Annotated in this window: 20 protein-coding genes; 5 read left to right on the top strand and 15 right to left on the bottom strand. The window is 64.9% G+C overall.

Annotated elements, in window-relative coordinates; all coding sequences use genetic code 11:
• Position 1: 1 nt before the first annotated feature.
• Positions 2 to 1,183 carry an FAD-dependent oxidoreductase gene (locus KUL25_RS03830; protein ID WP_257891722.1) on the top strand — a complete coding sequence of 394 codons (1,182 nt, stop codon included), beginning with the start codon at positions 2 to 4 and terminating at the stop codon, positions 1,181 to 1,183.
• Here the strand turns inward: KUL25_RS03830 and KUL25_RS03835 are convergent.
• From KUL25_RS03835 to KUL25_RS03855, 5 genes are read right to left on the bottom strand one after another with little or no spacing between them, the layout of a single operon-like run.
• Positions 1,177 to 1,701, bottom strand: coding sequence for a pentapeptide repeat-containing protein (locus tag KUL25_RS03835; RefSeq protein WP_257891723.1), 525 nt, complete (start codon positions 1,699 to 1,701; stop codon positions 1,177 to 1,179). The genes KUL25_RS03830 and KUL25_RS03835 overlap by 7 nt on opposite strands.
• Positions 1,698 to 2,438: an SDR family oxidoreductase gene (locus KUL25_RS03840; RefSeq protein WP_257891724.1), complete on the bottom strand. Its 741-nt coding sequence runs from the start codon at positions 2,436 to 2,438 to the stop codon at positions 1,698 to 1,700. Before KUL25_RS03840 ends, KUL25_RS03835 begins: the two co-directional genes overlap by 4 nt.
• On the bottom strand, positions 2,435 to 3,490 hold the full coding sequence (locus KUL25_RS03845; RefSeq protein WP_257891725.1) for an aromatic ring-hydroxylating oxygenase subunit alpha: 1,056 nt from the start codon (positions 3,488 to 3,490) through the stop codon (positions 2,435 to 2,437). Before KUL25_RS03845 ends, KUL25_RS03840 begins: the two co-directional genes overlap by 4 nt.
• Before the next feature lie 12 nt (positions 3,491 to 3,502).
• On the bottom strand, positions 3,503 to 3,820 hold the full coding sequence (locus KUL25_RS03850; protein WP_257891726.1) for a recombinase-like helix-turn-helix domain-containing protein: 318 nt from the start codon (positions 3,818 to 3,820) through the stop codon (positions 3,503 to 3,505).
• 5 nt (positions 3,821 to 3,825) lie between these two features.
• Positions 3,826 to 4,782: a cupin domain-containing protein gene (locus tag KUL25_RS03855; RefSeq protein WP_257891727.1), complete on the bottom strand. Its 957-nt coding sequence runs from the start codon at positions 4,780 to 4,782 to the stop codon at positions 3,826 to 3,828.
• A 112-nt stretch (positions 4,783 to 4,894) separates the two neighbouring features.
• Here KUL25_RS03855 and KUL25_RS03860 point away from each other — a divergent pair, with 112 nt between their 5' ends.
• Entirely contained in the window at positions 4,895 to 5,641 is a 747-nt protein-coding gene (locus KUL25_RS03860; protein WP_257891728.1) for an IclR family transcriptional regulator, read from the top strand.
• A 24-nt stretch (positions 5,642 to 5,665) separates the two neighbouring features.
• Here the strand turns inward: KUL25_RS03860 and KUL25_RS03865 are convergent, their stop codons facing one another.
• From KUL25_RS03865 to hutI, 8 genes are all read right to left on the bottom strand, one after another.
• Positions 5,666 to 7,216, bottom strand: a complete 1,551-nt coding sequence (locus KUL25_RS03865) for a TRAP transporter large permease (protein ID WP_257891729.1) — start codon at positions 7,214 to 7,216, stop codon at positions 5,666 to 5,668.
• A complete protein-coding gene (locus tag KUL25_RS03870) occupies positions 7,213 to 7,710 on the bottom strand; it encodes a TRAP transporter small permease subunit (RefSeq protein ID WP_257891730.1) in 498 nt (165 codons plus the stop codon). The genes KUL25_RS03865 and KUL25_RS03870 overlap by 4 nt, the downstream gene beginning before the upstream one ends.
• A gap of 63 nt (positions 7,711 to 7,773) precedes the next feature.
• Positions 7,774 to 8,859, bottom strand: coding sequence for a TRAP transporter substrate-binding protein (locus KUL25_RS03875; protein ID WP_257891731.1), 1,086 nt, complete (start codon positions 8,857 to 8,859; stop codon positions 7,774 to 7,776).
• 2 nt (positions 8,860 to 8,861) lie between these two features.
• On the bottom strand, positions 8,862 to 9,542 hold the full coding sequence (locus KUL25_RS03880) for a flavin reductase family protein (protein WP_257891732.1): 681 nt from the start codon (positions 9,540 to 9,542) through the stop codon (positions 8,862 to 8,864).
• A gap of 1 nt (position 9,543) precedes the next feature.
• Positions 9,544 to 11,217: a urocanate hydratase gene (gene hutU, locus KUL25_RS03885; RefSeq protein WP_257891733.1), complete on the bottom strand. Its 1,674-nt coding sequence runs from the start codon at positions 11,215 to 11,217 to the stop codon at positions 9,544 to 9,546.
• Positions 11,214 to 11,996 carry an N-formylglutamate deformylase gene (gene hutG, locus KUL25_RS03890; protein WP_257894813.1) on the bottom strand — a complete coding sequence of 261 codons (783 nt, stop codon included), beginning with the start codon at positions 11,994 to 11,996 and terminating at the stop codon, positions 11,214 to 11,216. The genes hutU and hutG overlap by 4 nt, the downstream gene beginning before the upstream one ends.
• Before the next feature lie 2 nt (positions 11,997 to 11,998).
• Positions 11,999 to 13,525: a histidine ammonia-lyase gene (hutH, locus tag KUL25_RS03895; RefSeq protein ID WP_257891734.1), complete on the bottom strand. Its 1,527-nt coding sequence runs from the start codon at positions 13,523 to 13,525 to the stop codon at positions 11,999 to 12,001.
• Positions 13,522 to 14,682 (bottom strand): imidazolonepropionase, encoded by a 1,161-nt coding sequence (hutI, locus tag KUL25_RS03900; protein ID WP_427854476.1) that lies wholly within the window; start codon positions 14,680 to 14,682, stop codon positions 13,522 to 13,524. Before hutI ends, hutH begins: the two co-directional genes overlap by 4 nt.
• Positions 14,683 to 14,795: 113 nt before the next feature.
• Between hutI and KUL25_RS03905 the strand changes: the two genes are divergently transcribed.
• Positions 14,796 to 16,163 carry a formimidoylglutamate deiminase gene (locus tag KUL25_RS03905; protein ID WP_257891736.1) on the top strand — a complete coding sequence of 456 codons (1,368 nt, stop codon included), beginning with the start codon at positions 14,796 to 14,798 and terminating at the stop codon, positions 16,161 to 16,163.
• Entirely contained in the window at positions 16,160 to 16,861 is a 702-nt protein-coding gene (hutC, locus tag KUL25_RS03910) for a histidine utilization transcriptional repressor HutC (RefSeq protein ID WP_257891737.1), read from the top strand. Before KUL25_RS03905 ends, hutC begins: the two co-directional genes overlap by 4 nt.
• An 80-nt stretch (positions 16,862 to 16,941) precedes the next feature.
• Here hutC and KUL25_RS03915 read toward each other — a convergent pair whose 3' ends face one another.
• Positions 16,942 to 17,535, bottom strand: coding sequence for an SAM-dependent methyltransferase (locus KUL25_RS03915; RefSeq protein ID WP_257891738.1), 594 nt, complete (start codon positions 17,533 to 17,535; stop codon positions 16,942 to 16,944).
• A gap of 124 nt (positions 17,536 to 17,659) precedes the next feature.
• On the bottom strand, positions 17,660 to 18,805 hold the full coding sequence (locus KUL25_RS03920; protein ID WP_257894814.1) for an alpha-D-ribose 1-methylphosphonate 5-triphosphate diphosphatase: 1,146 nt from the start codon (positions 18,803 to 18,805) through the stop codon (positions 17,660 to 17,662).
• A gap of 34 nt (positions 18,806 to 18,839) precedes the next feature.
• Here KUL25_RS03920 and KUL25_RS03925 point away from each other — a divergent pair, with 34 nt between their 5' ends.
• Positions 18,840 to 19,520, top strand: coding sequence for a DUF1045 domain-containing protein (locus tag KUL25_RS03925; protein WP_257891739.1), 681 nt, complete (start codon positions 18,840 to 18,842; stop codon positions 19,518 to 19,520).
• Positions 19,521 to 19,534: the final 14 nt, after the last annotated feature.

Here is a 19,534-nt window from a genome sequence, read left to right on the forward strand (position 1 = left end):
CATGATGCAAAACTCTTTGGATATCCTGATCATCGGTGCTGGTATCGCAGGCTGCTGCGCCGCAATTGCGTTGACGCAGAAGGGCCACCGGGTTCGGGTGGTCGAGAAGCAGGACGCGTGGCGGTTCCAAAGCTCAGGCATTTTTGTTTACGCCAATGGGTTGGAAAGCCTCAAGAAACTTGGGATTCTGGAAGATATGCTTGCGGCGGGATTCGCCGTGCCCGAGGGCCGCAACGCCTACTACGACCACACGGGCCAGCCGATTGTCGAGACGATCTATCCCACTGCCGATGAAGGCCGCATCCCCGCGATCCTCGGGATCAAGCGGGCCGAGATGCACCGCGTGATGGCGGCGCGCGTCACTGCGCTTGGGGTGCCCGTGCAGTTGGGGACGACGGTCGCGGCGCTGGACGAAACGGCGGACGGTATCACTGTAACATTGTCGGATGGAACGACGGTGCAGGCCGATCTGGTGGTGGCCGCCGACGGCCTGCGGTCCGCCACCCGCGCGATGATCGGCATTGACGTGGCGCCGCGCTACACCGGGGTCGGCGTGTGGCGAGCGGTGCATCGGCGACCTGACGCGTTGCGCGACAAGATCATGATGATGGGTCCCGCCAAGCGTTTCGGGATCATGCCGATCAGTGACGATCTCCTCTATACGTTCGGCACCGTGGCCGAGCCCAAGGACAGCTACTACGCCCCCGCCGATTGGCCCCGGATCATGGCCGGACGCTTCGCGGAATTTGCGGGCCCTGCCGCGCCGTTTTTGGCGGAATTGAGTGCGCAAACCGAAGTGCTCTACACGGCGGTGGAAGAGGTCGTCCTGCCGTTGCCATGGCACCGGGGGCGGGTGCAGTTGATCGGCGACGCGGCCCATGCCTCCACCCCGTTCATGGGACAGGGCGGCGCGATGGCGATGCAGGACGCGGTGGTTCTGGCTGAGGCCTTGGCAGCCCATGAGACGCTGGAAGAAGCGCTGACATCCTTCGGGCAGGCGCGCTTGCCCGTCTGCGCCTTCGTGCAGGATGTCTCCCGTGCCGTTGGCGAGGCCGGGGCGCAAGAGGCGACCGGCGATGCGTCGGCGCGCCACGCCGAGATGCGCGCGACCGCGCAAGAGAAGGTCGACGGGTTCTATGGCAGGCTCAAGGCCTTGTCAGAGGCGGCGCATTTCCGTCAGTGAGGCAGGCGCAGGCGCCCCGATATCTCGGCCTCCAGGTGGTTCAGTGCCCCGATCCTGGCACCGGCGGTCCAGAACCCGCCCAGGAATTCGGTATCCGACACATCGACCCGCCCGTCGATCCTTGCGCCCTCCAGCGTTACGTTCGCCATCATCAAGGCATGCCTCAGTGACAAGGATCCAAGCTTTGCCTCTGCAAGGGACAAAACGCCCTGCAACTCGCATCCGTCCAGAAGGACATCGCCCGCGACCAACCCGTCAGCGCGCAGGTCCGTGCGGAAACGCGCGCCGCTGAAGTCACACGCGCCGCGGACCGTTGCCTGTCGCAGCCACGCCAGCCCGCGAAACCGCGTGCCGCGTGCGCTTAACCCGCCGTTCAGCACAGCGCCTGACAGATCGAACCCGCGCACCTCCAACCCGTCAAGCACCAGCGGATCGTTCAATACGATCCCCCGCGCGTCAATGTGCTCTCCATGCCGCCAGGGGCGCTGTAGCTCGGTGAGAAGTTCCGCGTCGGTCACGTGAACACGAAGCCCCGGTTGACCGGCAGGACCTGACCCGTCAGCGTCAACGCGGGCTCGCTGAGCAGGAAGGCCACGGTTCCGGCCACATCCTCGGGCGGCTGCGGGCCGGGCACGGCACGGCCCGTGCCATATTGGTCGTGGCGCGCTTGTGGGACGTATTCCGTGCTTTCAGTCGTCAGGATGCCCGGCGCGATGGCGGTCACGCCGATGCCGTCCGGCCCCAATTCGCGGGCCAATGACCGCGTCATCGACATCACGGCGCCCTTCGAGGCCACGTAACTCATCAAATTGGGGGCGCCCCAAAGGGCGGTGTCGGAGGCCACGTTGACGATCCGCCCCGAGCCGGACGCGCGCAGGGCTGGGGCACAAGCTCGGGTCATCAGCCAGGTGCCGCGCACGTTGACTTCGATCACCCGGTCCCAGGTCTCGATATCGACGTCTTCAAAGCCGATGCCACCAATGCCCGTGGCAATCGCGCCGTTGTTGAAGAGCCCGTGCAGGGGGCCGTCCAGCGCCGTCCCAAGGGCGGCGACGCTGTCGGGGTCGCGCAGGTCGAGGGCGTGAAAGGCCGCACCCAGATCAGCGGCTACCGCGCGGCCTTCCTCCTCCAGAATATCCGCAAGAGTCAGCTGCGCGCCCGCTTCTGCCAGATGCCGCGCGATGACCGCGCCGAGGCCGCGCGCGGCCCCGGTCAGCAGGAGGTGACGCCCCTCAAGCCCGTTGGCAGAGCTCATTGAGCGGCCACGCCGTCGGCTGACGCCGCGTCTTCGGCCTCGATTTGCGCGCGGGCCATGCGGTTCAGTGCCCGGCGCAAATGCGCCAAACCGATGTCATGCTGATAGAGCATCTCGCGCTTTCGGGCATCGTCATCCATGCCTTCCAGCATGACACGGTCCTGCTCCAGCACGTTCCAGTGCCGTTCCTCCAGCCGGGCGCGGAACAGGAACCGCCAACTGTCGCGCTCGAACCCCTGCACCTTGCGCATCCGCCAGAAAAACACCTTGCAGCGTTGCGGGCCCATGGGCAGCACGTAGCCCACGATCCGCATATTGCCGCCGGGTCCGGCAGAAGCAGGGTAGGGGATGTCGAGGTGGCAATACATGCCGCCTTCGGGTGTTTCAAATTCCACCCAGTCGAAGTTTTCGCCCGTCTGGCCCACGCGGGCCACGCGGAAGCCATCGTCGCGGTTGTCCAACTCCAGCAGGTCTTGTTTCGATCCGAAGGCCAGCGTGAAGCTTTCGGCGTGCAGGTAGCAGCCATGCATCGGATCGGCGAGGTTATCGAGCGCGTAGCGGTAGTTCACGTCCCACACGGCGGTGCACAGGAACCCGGCCCAGTCGGGGTCCGTCAATTCGGGCGAGAGGGGTAGTTCCGGCGGCTCTGTCGCCTCGTCAGAGGACATGAAGACGAAGACCGCATCGCTGTGCTCGGCAACGTGATACGAGCGCAGGGCCTTTCGGCCTTCCATTGGGCAATCGGGCATGGCGGGGACCTGTTGCACGGTGCCGGTGCCGTCCACGACAACGCCGTGGTAGCGACAGCCGATATTCTCGCCATGGATCTCGCCGTAGCTAAGCGGCGCGCCACGGTGGGGACAAAAATCCTCGATACACTTGATGCTACCGTCGGACGTGCGCCACATGACCAGCTTCTGGCCAAGCGCCACGACGCCGAAGGGGCGGTCGTTGCGGACTTCGACCGATTTGGCGACGGGATACCACTGATCCCGGACGCCCTCGTTCACGCGGGCCTCGATCCGGGCCCTCATTTCTGCTGATATTGCCATGGTGTCCTCCCCTCAGGCCCCGAAGCCGTTTTCAAGATAGGCCGCGTCCAGATCGGCGTTGATCGCCTGTAGCTCTGCGGCCAGCGTGTCAGCCGTCCAGTCGACTGTGCCGCTGGACGGCCGGATGATGCCCCGTGCGGCCAAAGCGTCGGCCAAGGCCGCCTCTCCGACAGTTCCCTCACCGTATATCTCCATCAGCGCGTCGGCAAAGGCATCCTCTGCCGGGCTCAGCGGACGACCCCGGCCCTGATGGGCCAGTTCCGGACGGCCCGCCGCGCGGGCGGCGGCCATCATTTCCTTGAACGCATCGGGGCGTGTGGCGTTGCTCATCACGATCACCCTTTCTTGTAAACGGCGCCGTCGTCGCCGGAGGTGCCAATGACGGTCCAGACGGTCGCGGGGCCGACGCCGGGGTTGCGCAGGTAGTGGGCCTGACCGGCGGGCGTCTTGATCAGATCACGGGGGCCAAGTTCCACGCTGGATTCCGTGCCATCCTCGGCGACCCAGACGACCTCGATGCTGCCTTCTAGGCACAGATACGCATCCTCGACCGTGCGGGTGAACGGCGCCAATTTCGCGCCCATGGGCAGGCCCCACATCTCCTTGCGGGTGCTGTCGTGTTTCACCGCGCCCGGCGCGTCGCCGACGTAGACCTTGCGTGTGAAGCCTGCGTCTTCCCAGATCGTCGGCAACTCGGTGTTGCGCACGACGTAATCGGCCATCAGCTTCTGGATTTCATGCTCGCCATTGCGATCAAACGGCATGGTGTTGCCGGGCTCCGCTCCGAAGGTACGGGCGAGTTCGGCCGGATGCTCCTTGGGGTGGTAGTGGTAGACGGGGGGCAACGGTTTGCCCACATCGACCGAGATCGACATTATCACCGGCTCGACCCCGTCGACGCGGAAGCCGTGGCCGATTTCGCGGGCGTTCAGGATCATGTCCTTTGGGCCAAGGTTCACCTCCACCACCTCACCGTGCTTTTCCCAGCCGACGATCAGCGCGCCCGAGATGATCAGGAAACTCTCTTCGATCTCGTGGCTGTGGCAGGCGGCGTAATGGCCCGGTTCCTTGTAGATCAGGCTGAGGGTGAAGTTGTCGGCCTTCAGGGTCGAGGGATCACCCACCTTGGGTGAGCCGCCGGCACCGATATAGCGCATCTGAGCGCGGGAAAGTTCCTCGAAGCCCACGTTGGATGGAAACGCTTTCCAATCGAAGGTCTTGTCGACGAAGCGCCCGGTGTGGGCCTTCATCTGGTCTGCAAGGCTGGCTTGAGGATTGGCGGCGATGTTCATGGCGAGGCTCCCGGTATCGATTTGCGTGAAGGTTTTTGCTTGACCCCAGACTAGGGCAAGGGGTTTCGTTGGGAAGATTGCGTTTTACCCGTGAAACGCACCCGGAGGCACCATGAGCGACAAAGACCCCTATTCCGTCCCCGCGCTGGTGCGCGGGTTGACGCTGTTGCAGGCCTTCACCCCGCAGCGGCCCGAGCAGACGATGGCGCAACTGGCGCAAACCCTTGGAATCACGCGCTCTGCCGTGTTTCGCACAGTGCATACTCTGGTAGAGGAGGGGTTTCTGTTGCCGGTGCGCGACGGCAATCACTTTCGCCTCGGCCCGGCAGTTCTGCGCGTCAGCTACGGCTACCTGGCCAGCCGCGAGTTGCTGGAAGTGGCGCAGAAACCGCTTGAGGCGTTGCGCGACGGGCAGGATTGGTCTGGCCATCTGGGTGTTTTGGACGGTCGGCATATCCTCTATTTGATTCGTCTGCCGGCGTCCGACGGGCTATCCTCGCTTGTGCATGTGGGCAGCCGCTTGCCGGCCACGCTTACGGCCATGGGTCGGGTGCTACTGACCCAGAAGACCGAGCCCGAGATCCGCCGCTTGCTGGCGGGCCAGCCCAAATCGGCGATCGAGAAGGCGCTGGCGGCATGGCAAGAGGACCGCGTCCGCCCCACGGTCATTCACAACGGCAGCTTCGAGAGTGGATTGTGCAGTGTCGCCGCCCCGATCTTCGACATGTCCGGCGATATCGTGGCCGCGATCAGTGCCACGAAACAGACCGACTATGTCCCTGCCGCCGTCGAACGAGAGGTCTTGGCGACGGCGCAGATGATCAGCCGGGCGATGGGCTGGAAGGCCCCGGAGGCCTAGCGTGCCCCGTCACCGCCGTGCGCCTCAGAAAAGCACGCCGGGCAGCCAGGTGGCAAGGAAGGGCAAGGCCCAGATCAGGAAGATGCCCACCGCTTGCAAACCGATGAAGGGCACGACGCCTTGGTAGATATGCCCCGTCGTGATCTCTGGCGGCGCGGCGGCGCGCAGGTAGAACAGCGAAAAGCCGAACGGCGGGGTCAAAAAGCTGGTTTGCAGGTTGATTGCCAGAAGCACGCCCAACCAGATCGGATCGTGGCCCATGATGATCAGGGTCGGGGCCACAAGCGGCAGGACGATCACCGAGATCTCGATGAAATCGAGGAAGAAGCCAAGGACGAAGACGATCAGCATCACGAAGACCAACGCGCCGGTGGGCCCGCCCGGCATGCTTTCCAGCAGGCGGGCGACACGCTCTTCCCCGCCAAGGCCGATGAACACGAGTGAGAAGAAGCCCGCCGCAAGGATGGTGGCGAAGATCATCGCCGTCATGGTCAGGGTGGAGGTCAGCGCGTCATGGATGATCCGCTCGCGGATCGTCGCGCGCAGGGCCAGAAAGACCGCGCCAAGGCCGACAAGCGCCAACAAGCCGTAGAACGCACCGACGCTCCATTCGAATGGCCCGATGTCGTTGCGTTGCAGCCGCACGGGGTAGCTGCCCGCCAGGATACCAAGCAAGATCAGCGCGGCGGCCCCCAGCACGATCAGCTTGGGATTGATCCCGATCCGGCGCCCGGCCATCAAGAGCGCGCCGATGGCACCCACGGAAGCCGCCTCTGTCGGGGTGGCAACGCCGCCAAGGATCGCGCCGAGAACGGCGAAGATCAGCAGGACCGGCGGCAAGATGGCGGCCATGACCTCGCGGGTGTCGGGCCGCGCAAGCCCGATCTGGGCGGGGGGCATGTCGCCGGGCCGCAAGGTGCCCCGGATCAGGATATACAAGAGGTATAGCGTCACCAGCAGCAGGCCGGGGACCATCGCGGCGGCGAAGAACTGGCCCACCGACAGCGCTTCGACCGAGAAGCGGCCCTGTTCGTACTGGGCCTGCTGGAAGGCATTGGACATCACGTCTGCCAGGATGATCAGCAAGGTGGAGGGCGGGATGATCTGCCCCAGCGTGCCCGAGGTGCACACGATGCCGGACGCGACCGAGGGGTTGTAACCCGCGCGCAACATCGTGGGCAGTGCGATCATCCCCATCGCCACGACCGTCGCCCCGACAATCCCGGTCGAGGCCGCCAGAAGCGCGCCCACCAGCACCACCGAAATACCCAAGCCGCCGCGCAATTGGCCAAAGCTGCGGCCCATGGTATCCAGCAGCTCTTCAGCGATCTTGCTCTTTTCCAGGATCGCGCCCATCAGCACGAAAACGGGGATGGCGATCAGGACCTGGTTGCCGATCAACCCGTAGGCCCGTTGCCCCAGCGCCCCAAGTAGCGAGACATCCATCACCCCCAGCGTCCAGCCCAGATAGGCGAAGGCCACCGCCACACCGGCGATGGAAAAGGAAACCGGAAAGCCCGAGAGGACCGCGATCATCAGGGCGGCGAACATGATCAGGTCAAGATATTGCGTCATGGCGCGCTCTTTGCGTGCAACAGGCGCACCAGAAGCGCCGCCGATTGCAGAAGGATCAGGACGCAGAAGGCGGGGATCAGGCTTTTCAGCAGGAAAACCGCCTCGATCCCGCCGACGGAAATCGCACCCTCCAGGATCCGCCAAGAGTTTCTGACCGACGGCCAGGACCAGTAGAGCAGGGCGATCATCGAGGGAAACAGCAGGAAAAGGTGGCCGAAGATATCGATCCGGCGGCGCACGGCCGGGCTGGCCCTGGCATAGAACACATCCACCCGCACGTGCTTGTCGACCAGCAGCGTGTAGCCCGCCCCCAGCATGAACAGGGTCGCATGCATGTAAAGCACGCTTTCCTGCGCCGCGATGGAATTGTAGCCAAAGACGTAGCGCCCGATGACGATGCAGAACTGCACCATTACCATGATCAGCGCGAGCCATTTGACCCCAGCAGCTATGGCGCGGTTGATCCGGTCGATCCCGTTGGCGAGTGCAAGCATCCCCGTCCCCAATCCCAAGAAAGGCGCGGTGCGCGGCGATCTGTGCCGCGCACCGCTGTGGTCTCAGTACCCGAAGACACCCGCGCGGGCGTTCATCTGGCCGTTGTCAGCATAGGACATGTAGCCCCCCACCAGATCGCGGTAGGCGATGAAGCTTTCGGTGATGCGCACGACCAACTCGTCATCATCTGCAAGGTAGTCTTCCATGACCTCTTGCGCCGCAACGCCCATGGCGGCGATCACGTCGTCGGGCAGGCGACGGACCTGCACGTCATGCTCGGACACCAGCGTTTGCAGCGACCGCGCATGGTTGGTCATGTATTCCGTCCACACCGGGTTATAGAGGCCTTGGCAGGCTTGGGTGACAACTTCTTTGAGGTCATCGGGCAGCTCTGCGTAGACCTCGGCATTGATGCCGCATTCCTCGGCCGAGGACGGCTCGCCCACGCCGGGCCAGTAGTAGTAGGGCGCGACCTGATAGTAGCCAAGCGCAGAGTCGGTCCACGGCCCAATGAACTCGCCCGCATCCAGCGCGCCGGTTTGCAGGGCCTGGAACATCGCGGGGCCGCTCATCGCCTCGGCGGCCATGCCAAGGCGCGCCGCCATTTGCGAGGCGATGCCAGTGGTGCGGAAGCGCAATCCGCGCAGGTCTTCGACCGAGTTGATCTCGTTCTTGAACCAGCCTGCCCATTGCGGGCCGGAGTTGCCGCACAGGAACGGCTTGATGCCGAAACGGCCGTACATCTCATCGTAAAGCGCCTGTCCGCCACCGTGATACATCCAGCCGTATTGTTCATCCGCGCGCAGGCCGAAGGGTTGCGAGCCGAACAGCAGAATGCCGCGGGATTTCGAGCCCCAGTAGGCGGGAACCGCGTGGTAGAGTTCCGCCGTGCCCTCGGAGACGGCGTCAAACACGCCATTTCCGGGCACGATTTCACCGGCGGGATAGAGCGTGACATTGATCCGCCCACCCGACAGCGTGGTGATCCGGTCGGCCAGCGTTTGGGCGGCGACACCGGGCCCGGGCAGGTTGCGCGGCCACGCCGAGACCAGTTTCCAATTGCGCACATCTTGCGCAATTGCGGGTGCCGCAAGCGCGGTCGCCGCAACGCCGACGCCGCCTGCGGCGATGAATTTCCGTCTGTCCATGTCTACTTCTCCTTGTTGGTCTTGGGGAGGGTTGGTTTGCCTTCAAGGCCGTCTTCCGCGGCCCCGCTTGCGCTTGGGATGCGCATTTCGAACACCTCGCTGATGCGGGCGTAATCGTAGTAGCCCATGCGGGCGATAGGCTGGATCTTCGCGATATCGATCTTGCCGCTGGGCAGCAGGACGTCATCCGCCACATGGATGCGCATGACCTGTCCGTAGACCACATCGATGCTGCCAACGGGGCTGTTGCCGGGCAGGCGGTGGGTGGACAGGTACTTGCATTCGAAATGGCAGGGGCTTTCCGCCACCCGCGCGCCGGGGGCGTCGACGCAAGCGGCTTTGGTGACGCCCGCGCGCTCGAACTCATCCTCGCCGGGCGGCAGTTCCATGGCCGAGGTATTGACCGCCTCGCGCAGGTCATAGGTGGCCATGTTCCAGACGAACCAGCCCGTCTGCTCGGCGTTGATGACCGTGTCCTTGCGTCGCCCGTCCGCCAGTTGGTTGGCGGCGAACATCACCATGGGCGGGTCGAAGGTCAGGTTCTGCCATTGGCTGTAAGGCGCGAGGTTGTGCACGCCGTCAGCACTGATGGTGGACAGCCAGCCGATCGGGCGCGGCACCGTGCAGCTCTTGAACGGCGAGAACGGGAGGGGGCAGGCCTCGGAATTGGGATCGTAGTGCACCTCAGTTCCCCAGGATGCGCGGCAGGCGCAGGCCGTTTTCGCGCGCGCAGGCGACGGCGTCCTCGTAGCCCGCGTCGGCGTGGCGCCAGACGCCGCTTGCGGGGTCGTTCCACAGCACCCGCTCCAGCCGCCGGGCGGCCTCGGGCGTGCCATCGGCGCAGATCACCACGCCCGCATGCTGGCTGAAGCCCATGCCGACGCCGCCGCCGTGGTGGAGGCTGACCCAGGTGGCCCCGCTGGCGGTGTTGACCAGCGCGTTCAGCAGCGGCCAGTCGGATACCGCGTCCGAGCCGTCCTTCATCGCCTCCGTCTCGCGGTTGGGCGAGGCGACGGAGCCTGAATCCAGATGGTCGCGCCCGATCACCACAGGGGCTTTCAACTCACCGCTGGCCACCATCTCGTTGAACGCAAGTCCCGCGCGGTGACGATCGCCCAATCCGATCCAGCAGATCCGCGCCGGCAGGCCCTGGAACGCGATCCGGTCGCGCGCCATGTCGAGCCAGGTGTGCAGATGCGTGTTGTCGGGAAACAACTCCTTCATCTTGGCGTCGGTCTTGTAGATATCCTCCGGGTCGCCGGATAGAGCGACCCAGCGGAACGGGCCTACGCCCCGGCAGAACAACGGACGGATATAGGCAGGCACGAAACCGGGGAAGGCGAAGGCGTTCTCCAAACCTTCCTCCAGTGCTACCTGTCTGATGTTGTTGCCGTAATCCAGCGTCGGCACGCCCGCGTTCCAGAAGTCGACCATGGCCGCCACATGAACCTTCATCGACGCGCGCGCCGCCCTTTCGACCGCTTTCGGGTTGCTCTCCTGCTTGTCTTTCCACTCCGCGAGGGTCCAGCCCTGGGGCAGATAGCCGTGCAGCGGATCATGGGCGCTGGTCTGATCAGTGACCATGTCGGGTCGGATGCCGCGTTTGTAGAGTTCGGGGAACACATCCGCCGCATTGCCCAGAAGTCCCACGGATTTGGCCTCTCCGGCCTTGGTCCAGCGGTCGATCATCTCCAACGCTTCGTCCAGCGTCTCGGCGCGTTCGTCCAGGTAACGGGTACGCAGGCGGAAATCGATGCTGTCGGGGTTGCACTCGACTGCCAGGCAACACGCCCCTGCCATGACGGCGGCCAGCGGCTGCGCGCCGCCCATGCCGCCAAGCCCGCCCGTCAGGATCCACTTGCCCGTCAGATCGCCGCCATAGTGCTGGCGGCCCGCTTCGGCGAAGGTCTCGAACGTGCCCTGCACGATGCCCTGGGTGCCGATGTAGATCCACGACCCGGCGGTCATCTGGCCGTACATCGCGAGGCCCTTCTTATCCAATTCGTTGAAATGATCCCAGGTCGCCCAATGGGGCACCAGATTGGAATTCGCGATCAGCACGCGCGGCGCGTCCGCGTGGGTGCGCACGATGGCGATGGGCTTGCCGGATTGCACGACCAGCGTCTCGTCGTCCTCCAGATCCTTGAGGCTGGCGACAATGCTGTCGAAATCGGCCCAAGTGCGCGCCGCGCGCCCGATGCCGCCATAGACAACCAATTCGTGCGGGTTCTCGGCCACGTCGGGGTGCAGGTTGTTCATCAACATCCGCATCGCCGCTTCGGTCTGCCAGCTCTTGGCCGTCCGCTCCGTTCCGGTCGGCGGATAGATGTCGCGCGTGTTCTTGCGGGGGTCGGTCATTGGGGCCTCCAGGCGGACAGGGTGTCGAGGATGGATGCAAGAGGCCCGCGGGTCCGCTCAGCGATCTCGCTGACATAGGTCCAGGGCGCACGCTCGATCATGTAGGTGGATTGGGCCAACTCCATCTGGATGGCGTGGATGCCTTGGACGGGCTGGCCATAGTGGCGGGTGGTCCAGCCGCCCTTGAAGCGCCCGTTGAGCACGCTTGTGTAGCCGTCTGCGCTTTCGCAGATTGCTTGAACAGCCTCCGTGATCTCGGGCGCGCAGGAGGCGCCAGAGTTGGTGCCGATGTTGAAGTCCGGCAGAATGCCGTCGAAGAGATAGGGAATGTGCCCCCGGATCGAGTGGCAATCATACAGGATCGCAAAGCCATGGCGGGCTTTGACACGGGCAAGCTCCGCCGCCAGCGCCGCGTGATACGGCGCATGGTAGGTGGCACTGCGGCGCGCGACCTCGGTGGCATCCGGCTCCTGGCCGTTGCGGTAGATGGCCCGCCCGTCGAAATCCGTCAGGGGGCACAGCCCGGTGGTATTCTGGCCGGGATAGAGGCTTTCGCCCGAGGGCGCGCGATTGACGTCGATCACGTAGCGATGAACGGTGGTGCGCACGGTGCTGACGTCTTCGACAAGGCCTAAGTAAAGGTCGTGAATGTGCCAATCGGTGTCTGCCATGGCGCGGCCGGTCTCGTTCAGGCGCGCGCGGCAATTGTCAGGGATTTCCGTGCCGGTATGGGGCAAGCCCAAGACCAATGGGCTGTCGCCATGGGTGACCTCGATAATACTCATAGGGTCATCTCCAGTCCCGCGCTTAGGGCCAGGCTGTCGTTGGTAACGCAGGCTGCCGCTGCCCGGATGTCGGGCGCGAGGCTACGGTCCTGCTGCAAGGTAGCCACGACTTTGCGCAGGTCGGCCATAGCGGCTTGGAGGGGGGCAGAGGTGACCAGCGGCGCGCGCTGTTCGATGCCCTGGGCGGCGCACATCGCCTCTACCCCCAAGATGACCGACAGGTTCGCTGTCATCCGTCGCAGACGCCGCGCGCCGTGGGCGGCCATGGAGACGTGATCCTCTTGATTGGCCGAGGTCGGCGTGCTGTCGGTCGAACAGGGATTGGCCAGATGCTTGTTTTCACTCATCAGCGCAGCGGTGGTTACTTCTGCGATCATGAGCCCCGAGTTCAGGCCCGGATCCGGCGTCAGGAAGGGCGGCAGATCAAAGGACAGTGTGGGATCTACCATCAGCGCCACGCGGCGTTGCGCAATGGCCCCGATCTCGGCGAGGGCCAGCGCGATCTGGTCGGCGGCGAAGGCGACGGGTTCGGCATGGAAATTGCCGCCCGACAGGATTTCCCCCGTCTCGGGGATGACCAGCGGGTTGTCGGTGACGGCGTTGGCCTCGATCTCCAGCGTCGTTCCGGCATAGCGCAGAAGATCCACGGCGGCACCTGTGACCTGGGGCTGACAGCGGATGCAGTAGGGGTCCTGCACGCGGGTGTCGCCGTCACGGTGGCTTTCGCGGATCACGCTGCCTGCCAGCAGACGCGACATTTGTGAGGCGACCTCGATCTGGCCCCGGTGCCCGCGCAAGGCGTGGATGGCGGGGTTCAGCGGCGCGGTTGAGCCCATTATCGCGTCGGTAGACAGGGCAGAGGTGACGACAGCCGCGCGTGCGGCGCGCCAGCCCTCGAACAACCCCTCCAACGCGCAGGCGGTGGAAAATTGCGTGCCGTTGATCAGGGCAAGGCCTTCCTTGGGGCCAAGCACGACGGGCGTGAGGCCCGCCTGTTCCAGCGCCGTGCCGCCCGACATGAGCGCGCCGTCAACGGTGGCTTCCCCTTCGCCGATCATCACGGCGGCCATATGGGCCAGGGGCGCCAGATCGCCCGACGCCCCGACAGAGCCCTGCACCGGGATCACCGGAAGCACCTCGCGCGTCACCATCGCCTCAATCAGTGCGCAAATCTCCCAGCGCACGCCGGACGCGCCGCGCCCCAATGACAGCAGCTTCAGCACCATCATCAGACGTACCGTGGCGGGCTCCAGTGGTTCACCCACGCCGCAGCAATGGGACAGGATCAGGTTGCGCTGAAGCGTCTCGGTGTCCTGCGGCGCGATGCGGACAGAGGCGAGTTTGCCGAAGCCGGTGTTCACGCCGTAAACGGGGTCCGCGCCCTGCGACGCCTTGGTGATATGCGCGGCCGAAGCGTCGACGCCCCCCCGTGCCGCAGGGTCGAGTCGCACGGGACCGTCCGTGCGCCAGAGGGTTTCCAACTCGGCCAGCGTGGTGGTGCCGGGGCGCAGGGTCTGGGTCATGGGGTTCCTTTGAGGATACGGGAATGCAACGGGTTGACGGCGATGCCATAGGACAGCTCGGCCGGGTCGCTCACGTTCCAGATCGCCATATCGGCGCGCATGCCCGGGGCAATCACGCCGCAATCGGTCAGCCCAAGGGCGCGCGCAGCGTTGCGTGTGGTGCCCGCAAGCGCCTCTGCCGGGGTCAGGCGGAACAGTGTGCAAGCCATGTTCATCGCCAGCAGAAGCGAGCCCAAGGGGGAAGAGCCCGGGTTCCAGTCGGTGCCAACCGCCATCGGCACGCCGTGGTCGCGGAAGGCCTGCACGGGCGGGGCTTGGGTCTCATGGATCGTGTAGAACGCGCCGGGCAGAAGCACCGCGACGGTGCCAGCAGCCGCAAGGGCTGCGGCGTCAGCCTCGGTCGCGTATTCCACGTGATCCGCCGAAAGTGCGCCGTAGCGTGCCGCCAACGCGGTGCCACCGATGTGGCTCAACTGTTCCGCATGGAGTTTGACCGGCAGCCCAAGTGCGTGGGCCCGGTCGAAGACGCGGGCGATCTGCGCCGTGTCGAAGGCGATCCCTTCGCAGAACCCGTCGACCGCATCGACGAGCCCCTCGGCATGGGCGGCCTCCAACGTCGGCAGGCAGATCGTGTCAATATAGCTGTCGGCGTCCATCCCGTTTGGCACCGCATGGGCGCCGAGGAAACTCGTGACGATGTGCACCGGGCGCGCGCGGCCAAGAGCACGGGCGGTGCGCAGCATCTTGAGTTCCGTCTCAAGATCCAACCCGTAGCCCGATTTCACCTCGATCACCCCCACCCCTTGCGCGATCAGGGCATCGACGCGGGGCAGGGCGCTGGCCAGTAACTCGGCCTCGCTGGCTGCGCGTGTGGCGGCCACGGTCGAGACGATCCCGCCGCCTGCGCGGGCGACTTCCTCGTAGCTGGCGCCGTTCAGGCGCATCTCGAACTCGCGGGCGCGGTTGCCGCCGTGGACAATGTGGGTGTGGCAATCGATCAGGGCCGGGGTGACGAGGCGGCCGCCGTAGGGTTGGCGGTCACATCCACCGTATTGCGCCGGCAGATCGGACGCCGGGCCAACCCATTCGATCAGGCCATCCGCGATGGCAATCGCCGCATCGGGCGTCAGCCCGTAGGCATCAGGACCCCCGGCCATCGTCGCAACGTGGACGTCGGTTAAGAGTTGGGGCAGCGACATCGAGGTTCCTTGCAAAAAGCCTACATAAAATTAATATGTAGATACTTATTAAAGTCAACGGAGTTGTTCTGGTGCAGATCATTCATGCTAAACAGGCGCTTACCCCAACGGGGTGGCAAAGCGATCTGGAGGTTGCGATTGACGCGTCAGGTCGAATCGTTGGCGTTGGGCCGCAACACCAGACGCCGAACCATGTTGTGCCGCTCCTGTTGCCTGCGCCATTGAACCTGCACAGTCATGCGTTTCAGCGCGCCATGGCGGGGTTGACGGAAGCGCGTGGCCCCGATCCGCGCGACAGCTTCTGGAGTTGGCGGCGGCTGATGTACAAGTTCCTCGACCAACTGACGCCCGACCACGTGGAGGCGATTGCCGCGCTGGTGTTCATGGAGATGCTGGAGGCGGGCTACGGCGCCGTGGCCGAGTTCCATTACCTGCACCATGATGTGAACGGCGCGCCCTACGGCACCCTTGCCGAGATGTCAGAGAGGATCATCGCGGCGGCGGGGCAGGCGGGCATCGGGTTGACGCTTCTGCCAGTCCACTACCAATTCGGCGGCTGTGACCTGCGCCCGCTGAACGGCGGACAACAGCGCTTCGGCAACGATCCTGACCAATTCCTGCGCCTGCATAGCGATGTTGCCGCTGGCATGGCCGCTGGCGCGGCTGACTACGCCACGGGCCTTGCGCCGCATTCGTTGCGGGCGGTGAACCCGGCGGGGCTGGACGCGGTCTTAGCACAGGCGACGTTGGGGCCGATCCACATGCATCTGGCCGAACAGGTGGCAGAGGTCGAAGAGGTGCAAAGCCACCTGGGCGCGCGGCCCACAGAATGGCTCTTGGCCAACCACGCCGTGGACGCGCGTTGGTGCCTGATCCATTGCACCCAGATGACGCAGGCCGAAACCCAGGCGCTTGCCGCAACAGGCGCTGTCGCAGGGCTGTGCCCGCTGACGGAATCGAACCTGGGCGATGGCATTTTCAACGGTACTGACTATCTCGGCCATGGTGGGACGATTGGCTTTGGCTCAGACTCCAACGTGCATATTTCCCTGTTCGAAGAGCTCAAGACGCTGGAGTATTCGCAACGCCTGCGCGATCTGTCGCGGGCGGCTTTGGCCACGCAAGACCGCTCGACCGGGCGGGTACTGTTTGACGCCGTCACCCGGGGCGGCGCGCAAGCGGGCGGGCGCGACGGCGGGCGGATCGAGGCGGGAGCCTGGGCGGATCTGATCGGTCTGGACGACGACAACCAGTGGCTTTGCAACCGCAGCGGCGATGCGACCCTCGACAGCCTCGTTTTCGGGGGCGGGGGACAGGCGTGCATCCGGGACGTCTGGAGCGCCGGACGCCATGTGGTAAGGGAGGGGCGTCATATTCGGCGTGACGCCATCATTGGCACCTTCAAGGCCACGATGCAGCAATTGGAGACCAACATTTGAACGGACAAACGCGCCTTTCGTGGACCGATGTGCGGGACAAGATGCGCGCGCGCATCCTCGACCGTACCTATGCGCCGGGCGACAAGCTGCCGCGCGACGAGGATATCGCCGCGGAACTTGGCTGCGCGCGCGCGACGGTGCACCGTGCCATGCAAGAGCTGTCACAGGTCGGGCTGGTGGAGCGCAAACGCAAGGGCGGCACGCAGGTCAGGGCAAATCCGGTCACCCGCGCCACCTTCGATATTCCGATCACCCGGCTTGAGGTCGAAGCGCGCGGCGCCAAGTACGACTACCAACTGATCAGCCGCGAAATCGACGCCACGCCGCCGCCGATCATGGCGCGCTTCGGGCTGCGGCACGCGGTCACGATGCTGCACGTCAAGGCCCTGCACCTTGCCGACAACCGGCCCTATATCTTCGAGGATCGTTGGGTGGACACAACCTCCAACCCGGAGATTCTGGCCGTCGATCTCACGGCCCAAAGCGCCAACGAGTGGCTGGTCCGCAACAAGCCCTACAGCCGCGTGGATGTGCGCTTCTATGCCGTCAATGCAGAGGGCGAGAGTGCCGAGCATTTGGCCACCAACCCCGGCAGCGCGCTGCTGGTGATCGAACGCACGACCTGGAACGGACCCGACCCGATCACCACCGTTCAATCGGCGGCAGCTCCCGGGTATCAGCTTACTGCCCAGAACTGACGCGGGCGATCGCCCTGCTGCGCGTCGGGCGATACAATGACGCCCTTGATCGGCACAGGGACGACGTCGGCCCGCTACGCCTAGGGACGCCGGGCGATCAGATCGACAAGGGCGGACTTGCCGGAATGCCCGGTGCCCTCGTCCAGCGTCTCCTCGTATTCGGCAAGCCTCAGCACCTCCCAGTCCGAGAAGCGGGCGGCCAGCATGTCAGGCTCATAAAGGTTCTCCGCAACCCCCGGCCCCCCGGTTCCATGGGCCAGTTGACGCGGGCTGTAACCATGCAACAACAGCAGTCCCCCCGGCTTCAAGGTCCTTTCGATCCCGTCAAAGATCGCGTCGCGAAACGCAGGGTCTGCGAACTGGATGAAGATGGCGGCCACGACATCGTACTGCGCCGGCGACCAGTCCCATGTGGCCAGATCGGCCAACTGGAAATCCACGCTGACGCCCCGCGCCTCGGCAAGCCGCCGGGCCTTGTCCTGACCCACGGCCGAGCTGTCCATCGCCGTGACCTCAAGGCCGCATTCGGCCATGAAAACCGAATTGCGCCCCTCGCCATCGGCGACCGCCAAACCCGTGCTTCCCGCCTCAAGCAGGGCTGCGTGTTGCTTCAGAAATTGGCTCGGTTCAGTACCGAAGACATAGTCCTGTGCTTCGTAACGTTTGTCCCACATGGTCTTCGCCTCGATGTAGCAAGGGTTTAGGGAGGGCGCGGCAAAGCCGGTCGGCCCGGGTCACGCACGTCCCGGAACGGACCCTAGCTGCTGTCGCGATCAACCGCCAGCCGGTGCAGACCCCTCAAGCCACTCGGTGGCCAGCAGACCAAACGCCATGGAGGACGGGCACGTTGCCTTGAGTGCGGAAGCGGATCAGATCGGCACGGTGCCCCAGCGCGATCTCGCCCCGGTCCGTCAGTCCCGCCGCCCGCGCGGGCATGGCGGTGACAGTGGCCATCGCACGCGGCAGGTCGGCCCAAAGTTGCCCCAACAGTACGGCGGAATAAAGCAGCGCCGAGGGCACGTAATCGGACGACAGAATGTCCAGCAGACCGGCCTCTGCCAGGTCGGTAGCGGCCACATTGCCCGAGTGCGACCCGCCACGTACAAGGTTGGGCGCGCCCATCATCACCGCGATCCCGTTCGCGCGGCAGGCCTGCGCGGCTGCCTTCGTCGTGGGAAATTCCGCCAAGGCAATGCCATAGCCTGCCGACCGTTCGACGTGGTCGACCAATGTGTCATCATGGCTGGCCAGCACGGCGCCAAGCCGCCCGGCGGCGGCAACGGCGGCGGCCTCGTGGGTATCACGGACTTTCTCGCCCAACGCCTGCCGCGTGGCGACATGGGCTTCGAAGCTGTCATGGGACAGGCCGTGTTTGCCTTTCATGTAGGTCTCGTACTGGCCGATGTCCGCGAACTGCCGCTGGCCCGGCGTGTGATCCATCAAGCTGACGATCCCAACGCGATCCCTTGGCCCGAACTCGGCCAGTTCATCCAATAGCGAATGCGAACAGACCTCGGCCCGCAGGTGAAGGTGGTGGCTGATCTTCAAGGCGCCGCTGGCGCGAAGGGCCAGCAATTCGTCCGCCAGATCGCGCGCATAGCGCGACCAGCCCGTGCCGCCTGTCCCCTCGATGGAGCCTACCCGGATCGCGTCGAAAACCGAGGTGATGCCGCAGGACGCCAGCTCGGCATCATGGCCAACGATGGCCGCATCATGGGGCCAGTGCACGGCGGGGCGCGGGCGGATGTGCCGCTCTAGGTTGTCGGTGTGCAATTCGATCAATCCGGGCGCAAGGACATCGCCTTCGCAATCCACCGCGCCGGGGGGTACGTTGGCATCCTGTGCAATTTCGACGATCTTCCCGTCGATGACCGTCACACGCCCGCGCGCCTCACCGTCGGGAAAGATCAGGCGGGCATTGGCAAGGACCAGCGGGTCCGACATGACAGTGTTATTTTCAGGCATTGGACCCTCACGCATGGATGACTTCAGACGATACGGGATTTTCGTGGTGCCGGAAGGCGCATTCTTCGATTTGGCGTCCGCGTGGCTTGGATGGGACAGCGTCGCGGGCCGTTGCGTGCCGCATCCAGTGATCGAAGACATCCCCGCGCCGATTGAGGCGCTGACAGCTACACCGCGCAAATATGGCTTCCACGGCACCCTCAAGGCGCCTTTCCGTCTGGCGGAGGGACGCAAGGCCGCCGATCTGGGCCGGGCCGTTGGCGCGTTCTGCGCCGCGCGCGCGCCCGTCACGGTGCCGGAAATGCAGGTTCACCGGCTTGGCGGGTTCGTGGCTTTCACGCCTGCGGTGCGTGCGGCTGCGCTGGCTGATCTGGCCGCACAGGTGGTCAGCGTGCTGGATCCTTTCCGCGCGCGCGCCTCGGAGGCAGAGCTGACGCGGCGCAGAAAAGCAGGGTTGAGCGATCGGCAAGAGGCGCTGTTGCAGCGCTGGGGCTATCCTTTCGTGATGGAGGAATTCCGCTTCCACATGACCCTGACAGGCCGCACGCCGCATGCCGATGCGGTGCGCGATGCCTTGTCCAGGCATTTCGCGCCGGTCCTGCCGCGCCCCTTCGTCATCGACACGCTCGCCCTGATGGGTGAAGCGGCGGACGGCCGCTTTCACCTTATCCAGCGTTACGGCCTTTCGGGATAGAGCGCCGCAGGCAC

Origin of the sequence: Gymnodinialimonas phycosphaerae (assembly GCF_019195455.1) — a bacterium.
In the GTDB taxonomy this organism is placed as follows: Bacteria; Pseudomonadota; Alphaproteobacteria; order Rhodobacterales; family Rhodobacteraceae; genus Gymnodinialimonas; species Gymnodinialimonas phycosphaerae.